This is a genomic window from Micromonospora sp. NPDC005161 (genome assembly GCF_053599855.1).
In genome coordinates, this window is the sequence record NZ_JBSFYQ010000134.1 from 1 (window position 1) to 1,139 (window position 1,139).

Genomic DNA, 1,139 nt, shown 5'->3' on the forward strand with positions numbered 1-1,139 from the left:
CCGGAACGTGTCAAGGATTTGAGGCCAGCGGGAGTTATGCGGCTTGAGGTTCCGGCTCTGGTTTGTTGATCCAGACCTGTTCGGGCAGATCGAGGATCTTGGGTAAGGACCGGTTGGTGCCGAAGCGTTCCGGGTGCGCTGCGCGGGCTGCGGTGAGGGTGTCCTCGCGGCCGGCACGCACGGCGTGGTGGCGGCCGTGGTGGACCTCGGCTGGCGTGTGCAGGCCGATCCCGGAGTGTCGGTGGCAGTTGTTGTACCAGGTCACGAAGTCAGTCATGAACGCTCGTGCGGCGGCGAGGGACGCGAACCGGTCCGGGAAGACCGGCGCGTACTTCAACGTCTTGAACCAGGCTTCGCTGTACGGGTTGTCGTTCGACACCTTCGGACGGGAGTGCGACCGGGTCACGGTCAGATCTTCGAGCAGGTCAGCAACCGATTTCGAGGTCATCGACGTTCCCCGGTCGGCGTGGATCACGTGTGGGACACCGTGGACCTGGAACACCTCACGCATCATGCTCTCGGCCAGAGGTCCTGACTCGCGGGCGTGCACGCGGATGCCGACGATGTACCGGGAGTAAATGTCGATCATCACGTAAGCATCGAAGTAGGAGCCCTTCACCGGGCCGGCCAGTTTCGTGATGTCCCAGGTGAACACCTGCCGCGGCGCGTCGGCGACCAGCTCCGGGCGCTGACGGGCCGGATGCCGGGCCAGCCGGCGACGTTCTCTGACCTGCCGGTAATCACGCAGGATCCGGTACATCGTGGCGATCGAGCCGACGTAGACGCCCTGGTCGAGCAGAGCAGCATAGATCTGCGCCGGAGCGGCGTCGACGAACTGCGGGCTGTCCAGCAGCCGCAACACGTGCTCCCGCTCCGCCGCGGTGAGCGCGTTCGCCGGCGCCGGCCGCAGCCGGCGTGACGGACGGGGCTGGCGCCGGTCCCGATCAACGCTGGACCGGGCGATCCCAGTCATCGCCGCCGCGGCCCGCGTCGTCGTCCCCGCACCGGTCAGCTCCTCAAACGCGTCCATCAGCGCTTGCCGAGCCCGAAGACGTCCGGACCGTCCGGCTCGCTCCTGGAGATGTCCTCCAAGAGCTCGCGCGCTTTTCCCATGATCGTCAACGCCGTCTCGGTCCGCG

Annotated in this window: 1 pseudogene; it reads right to left on the reverse strand. The window is 66.8% G+C overall.

The window, feature by feature from the left end:
• Positions 1 to 34 precede the first annotated feature (34 nt).
• Positions 35 to 1,139 (reverse strand): annotated as a pseudogene (locus tag ACWD5O_RS37200) (IS3 family transposase); the annotation flags it as partial.